The sequence below is a fragment of the Roseomonas genomospecies 6 genome (genome assembly GCF_008365375.1).
Taxonomy (GTDB): Bacteria; Pseudomonadota; Alphaproteobacteria; order Azospirillales; family Azospirillaceae; genus Azospirillum.
Map to the genome: position 1 here is coordinate 206,835 of NZ_QOKW01000010.1, position 7,233 is coordinate 214,067.

The following is a 7,233-nucleotide window of genomic DNA, read 5'->3' on the forward strand; positions in this document are numbered from 1 at the left end:
CTGCCCCTCACCCCCGCGGCAGGTAGCCGAGCTGGTGCGAGATGGCGTCCGCCGTCTCCACCACCTTGGCCCGCAGATGGTCGAGCGTGGCGGGCTGGTCCATCACGGCGCTGGGGCCGGACAGGTTGATGGCGGCGATGACCTCCCCTCGGTGGTCGCGGATCGCCGCCGCGATGGCGACGATCCCCGACACGAAGGAGGAGCGGTTCATCGTCCAGCCGCGCTTGCGGTCCTCCGCCACCTCCTGGATCAGCGAAGTCAGCGTGACCGCCGTGGTGTCGCTGTAACGGTCCAGCCGCACCCCCGTGTAGAGCTGCGCGATGGCCTCGTCGCTAAGGCCGCTCAGCAGCATGCGGCCCATCGCGGTGGCGTGGGCCGGCAGGCGGTAGCCGACCGCGATGTTGCTGGACAGCGTCATGTGCGAATGCGCGCGGTAGACGTAGACGATCTCCGTCCCGTCGCGCACCGCCATGTGGGCGGAAATCTGCGTGCTGTCCCGCAGCCCGTCGATGTAGGGGATCGCCACCTCGATCCCGTCCAGCCCCGACAGGTAATGGTAGCCGAGCTGCATCGACCGCGGCGCCAGGCGGTAGGACTTGCCGTCCCCCGCCCGACCGATGTAGCCGAGATGCTCCAGCGTGAAGACCAGCCGGTAGGCCGAGGCCCGCCCGATCCCCAGCGCCTTGGCGATGTCGGTCAGGGACAGCGTCCGGCGCTGCGGCGTGAACAGCTCCAGGATGGCCAGCCCGCGTTGCAGCGCCGGGGCGATGTAGGTGTTCGGATCGGTCTCGCTCATATGTCCCGGCGCAACCCCTCGATGGCACGCCGGTAGGCGGCCAGGATGGCGTCCTCCCGGACGTGGCGGCCCTCGCGCACCACGGTCCGCCCCGCGGCGACCACGTCGCGCACAGCGTGCCCGTCGCTGGCGAAGACATAGGCGTCCAGAAGGCTGTCGTCCGCGCGAGAAAGCAGTTTCGGGTTGTCGGCGTCAAGCACAACCAGATCGGCGGGCTGGCCCACCCGGATACCGCCGCCCGCAACCGGTTGAGCCAGCGCTTGCGCGCCGCCGGACACCGCCGCACGATAAAGACCACCGCCGATGGACGGGCCGTCCCCGGCGCGCAGCACGTTGCGCCGCCGCTGCACCAGCCGCTGGCCGTATTCCAGGACGCGCAACTCCTCCACCGCCGAGACGCTGATGTGGCTGTCCGACCCGACGCCGAACCGCCCGCCCTGCGCCAGATAGGGAATGGCGGGGAACAGCCCGTCGCCCAGATTGGCCTCCGTCGTCGGGCAGAGCCCGGCCACCGCGCCGCTCGCCGCCAGCCCGTCCACCTCCGCCGGGGTCAGGTGCGTGGCGTGGACGAGGCACCAGCGCGGCCCGACCGGCGCGTTCTCCAACAGCCATTCCACCGGACGCTTGCCGCTCCAGGCGACGCAATCGTCCACCTCCGCCGTCTGCTCGGCGATGTGGATGTGGATGGGCGCGCCGGGGTCGAGCGAGTCGAGGCCGGCCAGCGCGTCGCGCATCTCCTCCGGAGTCACGGCGCGCAAGGAATGCAGGGCGAGGCCGACGCGGCGGCCCGCCCGATCAGCACCCATGGCCCCCTGCATCGTGGAGACGATGGACAGCAGCCCGTCCACGTCGTTGATGAAGCGCTTCTGCCCGTCGGACGGCGGCTTGCCGCCGAAGCCGCTGTGGGCGTAGAGCACCGGCAGATGGGTCAGCCCGATCCCCGCCGTGTCGGCGGCGGTCAGGATGCGGCGCGACATCTCCGCCCGGTCGGCGTAGGGCCGCCCATCGGCGTCGTGGTGCAGGTAATGGAACTCCGCCACCGCCGTATAGCCCTGCTTCGCCATCTCCATGTAGAGCAGCGCCGCGACGGCCTCCGCCGCCTCCGGAGTCATGCGGCGGACGAAACCGTACATGGCCTCCCGCCACGTCCAGAAGCTGTCCTCCGACGGGCCGGCGTGTTCGGTCAGCCCGGCCATGGCGCGCTGGAAGGCGTGGCTGTGCAGGTTCGGCATGCCGGGGATCACCGGCCCGGCGGCCTGGGGCAGACCATCCGCAGCCGCATCCCGCTCCACCGCCGTCAGCGTCCCCTGCGCGTCGAAGCGCAGCGCCACGTTCGAGGCCCAGCCCTCGGGAAGCAGCGCCCGTCCGCAGAAAAGCCCGTCCATGCTCGCCTCCATCACGCCCGGCCCTCCGCCCAATCGGCCATCGTTTCGATGAACCGCCGCAGATGCGGGCGGACCCGCGCGGCGCGTTCCTCGTCGAAGGCGAAGGGCGCATCCTCCTCCATGTAGGTCACCTGCGCCATCTCAAGCTGCACGGCGTGCCAGCCCTCCGCCGGACGCCCGAAATGGCGGGTGATGTGACCGCCCTTGAAGCGACCGTCGCGCACATGGGTGAAGCCGTCTGCCCCGGCGTCCGCGCAGACCGCCAGCAAGCGGTCGCTCAGAACGGGATCGAGGCTGCGCCCCTCGTTGGTGCCGATGTTCAGGTCCGGCAGCCGCCCGTCGAACAGGCGCGGCACGGTGGAACGGATGGAATGGGCGTCGAACAGCACCGCGCGCCCGAATTGCTCGCGCAGCCGGGTCATCTCCGCCGTGATGGTCTCGTGATAGGGCGCCCAATAGCGGGCGATGCGCTCCGTCACCTCCGCCGCGTCCGGCTCGGCGCCCGGCTGGTACAGCGGCGCCCCGTCGAACAGGGTGGTCGGGCACAGGCCCGTGGTGGCTCCGCTGTAGAGCGGCGTGTCGTTGCTGGGGCGGTTCAGATCGACGACGTAGCGCGAGAAACGCGCCTGGATCACCCCGACGCCAAGCTCCTCCAGGAAGTCGTAGAGGCGCGGCAGGTGCCAGTCCGTGTCGGGCAGGCCCTGCGCCTCCGGCACCAGCCGGCCGATGAATCCGTCCGGCAGCGCGGTGCCGACATGGGGCAGGCTGACCAGCACCGGACGGCGCGCGGCGCGAAACCCGAAGACCTCCATACCCTCTCTCCCCTGCGACATCTGTTTTGTCAGCAAAACTTTTAGCATCCCTGTTGTGGCGCCCCCGGCCTCCGCCGCCTTTGCGGTACGCAACCGCAACACCAGCGTTGCCATAAGGCGTCCGTCATGCTCCAGTATGACAAACGGCGTTGACGCGGCTGTTTTCCCTGGGCAACATATGTTTTATAGGCAAAACATGGCGCTGCCAAGCCGGTCGCTGCGCAGGGGGCTTCCCCCCGGCCTTCGACATTGGCAACGCAGGCGCAACGAACAGGGAAAAGCTGATCCATGAAGTCCATTGGCAAGTTTCTCGCCGCCGCCTCCTTCGCCGCCGCCGCGGTCGTCACGGTGGTCGGCGCCGGCTCCGCCCCGGCGCGCGCCCAGGACGCGGTGATGGAGTCCATCAAGCAGAGCGGCACCTTCCGCGTCGGCGTGGACGCCACCTTCGCGCCCTTCGAATTCTCGCAGGACGGCAAGAAGACCGGCTTCGACATCGAACTGGTGGAGGCCATCGCCAAGGAGCTGGGCGCCACCAAGGGCGTCGAGTGGGTGGACATCGACTTCAAGGGCCTGATCCCCGGCCTGATGGCCAAGCGCTTCGACATGATCGCCTCGGCCATGTACATCACCGACGAGCGCCGCAAGGTCGTCGCCTTCTCCGACACCTATTATCCGGGCGGCCTCGTCATCATGGTCAAGGCGGACAACACCGCCGTGAAGGGTCCGGCCGACCTCGAAGGCAAGACCGCCGCCGTGCAGATCGGCACCAAGTCGGTCGTCCATCTGAAGGAACATTTCCCGAAGACGAAGATCGTCGAGGTGGAGACCAACGCCGAGATGTTCGGGCAGGTCGAAACCGGCCGCACCGACGTCGCGGTGACCGGCAAGCCCGCCGCCAAGCTCTACGCCCAGACGCACCCGACCGTGAAGGTGCTGGACGACCAGCTCACCACCGAGGACTACGGCTTCGCCATGCGCAAGGAAAACACCGAGCTGGTGACCAAGGTGAACGCCGCCATCACGAAGCTGAAGGCCGACGGCACCTATCAGAAGCTCGTGGACAAGTGGTTCGAAGCCAAGAAGTGATCGACATTTTCGTAAACGGAGGACCCCTCCCGTGACGCTCGACTTCGCCCCCGTCTGGGGAGGGTTGCCGGAGCTTCTGAAAGGCACCGTGGTCACCATCGAGGTGACCGCGGCTGCCTTTGTGCTCAGCGCCGTGCTTGGGCTGCTCGTCGGCATCATCCGGCTCAACCCGGCGCGGCGCGTGCTGTACGGCATCGCGTCGGCCTACGTCGCCTTCATCCGCGGCACGCCGCTGCTGGTGCAGCTTTTCCTGCTGTTCTTCGGCCTGCCGCAGTTCGGCATCCTGCTGCCGGCGTGGCTGTGCGGCGTGATCGGGCTCGGCATCTACAGCGGCTCCTACGTGTCGGAGGTGGTGCGCGGCGCCATCCAATCCATCGACCGCGGCCAGATGGAGGCCGCCCGCTCGCTCGGCATGTCCTACCGCGAGGCGATGTGGGAGGTGGTTCTGCCCCAGGCGTTCCGCCGCATGCTGCCGCCGCTGGGCAACGAGACCATCGCGCTGATCAAGAACTCGGCCCTGGTGTCGCTTCTGACCATCGACGACGTGATGCGCGAGGGCCAGCGGATCATCTCCACCAGCTTCCGCGCGCTGGAGGTCTACATCGCGGTGGCGCTGATCTATTTCATCCTGACCAACGCGGCCACCTGGATTCTGCGCCAGATCGAAAAGCGCATGACCGTGGAAAGAGGGTAAGCCGGTGATCGAGATCCGCAACGTCTACAAGAGCTTCGGCAGCACCGAGGTGCTGAAGGACGTCAGCCTGACCGTGCAGCCGTCGCGCACCACCGTGGTCATCGGCCCGTCCGGCTCGGGCAAGAGCACGCTGCTGCGCTGCTGCAACTGCCTGGAGATCGCCGACCGCGGCGAGATCCGCATCAACCACCGCACCATCATCGCCGACGGCAAGCCGCTGCCCGACAAGGAACTGAACGCGCTGCGCGCCGAGACCGGCATGGTCTTCCAGTCCTTCAATCTGTTCCCGCACATGACCACCGTCGAGAACGTCATGCGCGCCCCCGTCGTGGTGCGCGGCACGGCCAAGGCGGAAGCGCGGGAGCTGGCGATGGGGCTGCTGCGCAAGGTGGGCCTGGACGACAAGGCCGACGTCTATCCGTCCACCCTGTCGGGCGGGCAGAAACAGCGCGCCGCCATCGCCCGCGCGCTGGCCATGAAGCCGAAGGTGATGCTGTTCGACGAGCCGACCTCCGCGCTCGACCCCGAACTGGTGGGCGAGGTGCTTCAGGTCATGAAGACGCTGGCGGAGGAAGGCATGACCATGATGGTCGTGACCCACGAAATGGGCTTCGCCCGCGAGGTCGCCGACACGGTGGTCGTCATGGCCGACGGGCGCATCGTCGAATCCGGCTCTCCGGAGCAGATCTTCACCAACCCGACCCAGGAGCGCACGCGCGGATTCCTGCGCGCCCTGGTGGACGGCCATCTGGCCGGCGCCCGCCCGCAGCCGGTGGCGGACGATCCGCTGAGCGCCCTGCCCGACGACCATTGACGCTTCCGCGATCTTGCCCAACTCCCATCGGGCGCCCGCCTCGCCTCTCATGGTGCTGGCCGCGCTGATCGCCGGCGTCTGCGTCATCCAGATCGCCAACGGCATCCTGCAAATCCTGCTGCCGCTCCGCCTCGCCGAGGCGGCGGCCCCTCCGCTGGTGGTCGGGGCGGTGGCGTCGGCCTATTCGGTCGGCTTCGTGCTGGGCTGCTGGGCCGCCCCCTGGATGATCCGTCGGGTGGGCGGGGTGTGGTCCTTCGCGGCCTTCGGGCTGCTCGCCGCCGCCGCCACGCTGCTGCTGAACCTGCTGCCCGACGCGCGGGCCTGGGTGGGATTGCGGGTGCTGATGGGGGTGTCCTACGTCGGCATGCTGACCGTCGCGGAAAGCGGGCTGGCCACCCTGACCCCGCCGGGATCGCGGGGCAGCGTCTTCTCTCTTTATATGATCGCCTGCAAGGTGGCGATGATCGGCGGGCAGATGCTGCTCGCCAGCCCGAACCTGTCGGCCCTGTGGCTGACCGTCCTGGCAGCGGGCTGCTACGGCCTGTCCCTGGTGCCGGTGGCGGCGATCCGCCCGCCGGCCAGCGCCGCGCCGAAGGGTCCGGCGCCCTCCCCTTGGCACTATGTGCGACGGGCGCCGGTGGCCTTTGCGGGGTGCCTGATGGTGGGCCTGTGCAACACCGCGGTCACCGGCATCGGCCCGGCTTGGCTCGCCGGGCTGGACCTGCCCGCCGCGGGGGTGGCCCTCATCATGTCGGGCATCCAGGTCGGCAGCGTGGTGCTGCAATGGCCGATCGGACGCTTTTCGGACCGCCACGACCGGCGGCTGGTGATCTTCGCGGTGTCCGCCGTGGCGATGGTCGCCGCCTTCCTGATCGCCGCCTTCGCCGACCCGCCCGGCGGAGCGGCGCCGCAGACCGTGCTGCTGGGGCTGTTCACCCTGTGGGGAAGCGCCGCGCTGTCGCTCTACGCGATCTGCGTGGCCCATGCCAACGACCATGTGACGGCGGAGGAGACGGTCCCCCTGGCCAGCGCGCTCCTGCTCGCCTGGGCGCTGGGCGCGGCGCTCGGTCCGCTGCTGGCGACGGCGGCCATGGAGTGGTTCGGGCACGACGCGCTGTTCGTCTATGTCGGGGTGGTGTCGGGCGGCCTGACGCTGTTCGCGGGGTTGCGGCGCGTTATCAGCGGGCCGTTTCGGACGGAGCGTGGGTAATGATCGGCTGGGTCAAGCCACCGCATGCGAGCCACACGGCGTCTCCATCTGTGCCCCACAGAAATTTGCAGGAAAGTTGGGGGGATAGGGTGTGTGCGGAAGTTTCTAAGAAAGGCACATTGACAGCAGACGGCAGCTTGGAAGCATAGAAAAATCCATACCCACGTATGCACTTGAATATGCGCTTCGGATCGGTGATTTTTATCTTCACCGCCTCAGAAAGATATTTTATGATCCCCACTGAGAACTGCTCCAGCCTTCAGAACTGTACGTTCTCCATACAATCAGTATGCGTATCATTTCAATATGGATAACTAGGAATTATCATGAGTAACCAAAATACACTATCAACAGCCGAAATACTAAACCTCTACAAAGAATTAGAAATAGTGCATGGAGATGGTGATGCAGGGGCTTTCCTGTTTGGATGGCAATG

The 7,233-nt window shown here is 67.7% G+C and carries 7 protein-coding genes; 4 read left to right on the forward strand and 3 right to left on the reverse strand.

The window, feature by feature from the left end; all coding sequences use genetic code 11:
* Positions 1–7: 7 nt before the first annotated feature.
* Genes DS843_RS15100 through hutG form a run of 3 tightly spaced genes read right to left on the reverse strand, consistent with a single transcriptional unit; the run spans position 8 to position 2,993 of the window.
* On the reverse strand, positions 8–796 hold the full coding sequence (locus tag DS843_RS15100) for an IclR family transcriptional regulator (protein ID WP_149469707.1): 789 nt from the start codon (positions 794–796) through the stop codon (positions 8–10).
* Entirely contained in the window at positions 793–2,181 is a 1,389-nt protein-coding gene (locus tag DS843_RS15105; protein WP_149469708.1) for a formimidoylglutamate deiminase, read from the reverse strand. Before DS843_RS15105 ends, DS843_RS15100 begins: the two co-directional genes overlap by 4 nt.
* An 11-nt stretch (positions 2,182–2,192) precedes the next feature.
* Positions 2,193–2,993, reverse strand: a complete 801-nt coding sequence (gene hutG / locus DS843_RS15110) for an N-formylglutamate deformylase (protein ID WP_149469709.1) — start codon at positions 2,991–2,993, stop codon at positions 2,193–2,195.
* Between the two features lie 288 nt (positions 2,994–3,281).
* Here hutG and DS843_RS15120 point away from each other — a divergent pair, with 288 nt between their 5' ends.
* From DS843_RS15120 to DS843_RS15135, 4 genes are read left to right on the forward strand one after another with little or no spacing between them, the layout of a single operon-like run.
* Complete coding sequence (locus DS843_RS15120; protein WP_149469710.1) at positions 3,282–4,079, forward strand: transporter substrate-binding domain-containing protein; 798 nt, start codon at positions 3,282–3,284, stop codon at positions 4,077–4,079.
* A gap of 31 nt (positions 4,080–4,110) precedes the next feature.
* Complete coding sequence (locus tag DS843_RS15125; RefSeq protein ID WP_149469711.1) at positions 4,111–4,773, forward strand: amino acid ABC transporter permease; 663 nt, start codon at positions 4,111–4,113, stop codon at positions 4,771–4,773.
* 4 nt (positions 4,774–4,777) lie between these two features.
* Positions 4,778–5,587, forward strand: a complete 810-nt coding sequence (locus DS843_RS15130) for an amino acid ABC transporter ATP-binding protein (protein WP_149469712.1) — start codon at positions 4,778–4,780, stop codon at positions 5,585–5,587.
* Positions 5,588–5,600: 13 nt separating this feature from the next.
* Positions 5,601–6,797: an MFS transporter gene (locus DS843_RS15135; RefSeq protein WP_149469713.1), complete on the forward strand. Its 1,197-nt coding sequence runs from the start codon at positions 5,601–5,603 to the stop codon at positions 6,795–6,797.
* The last annotated feature ends 436 nt before the right edge of the window (positions 6,798–7,233 follow it).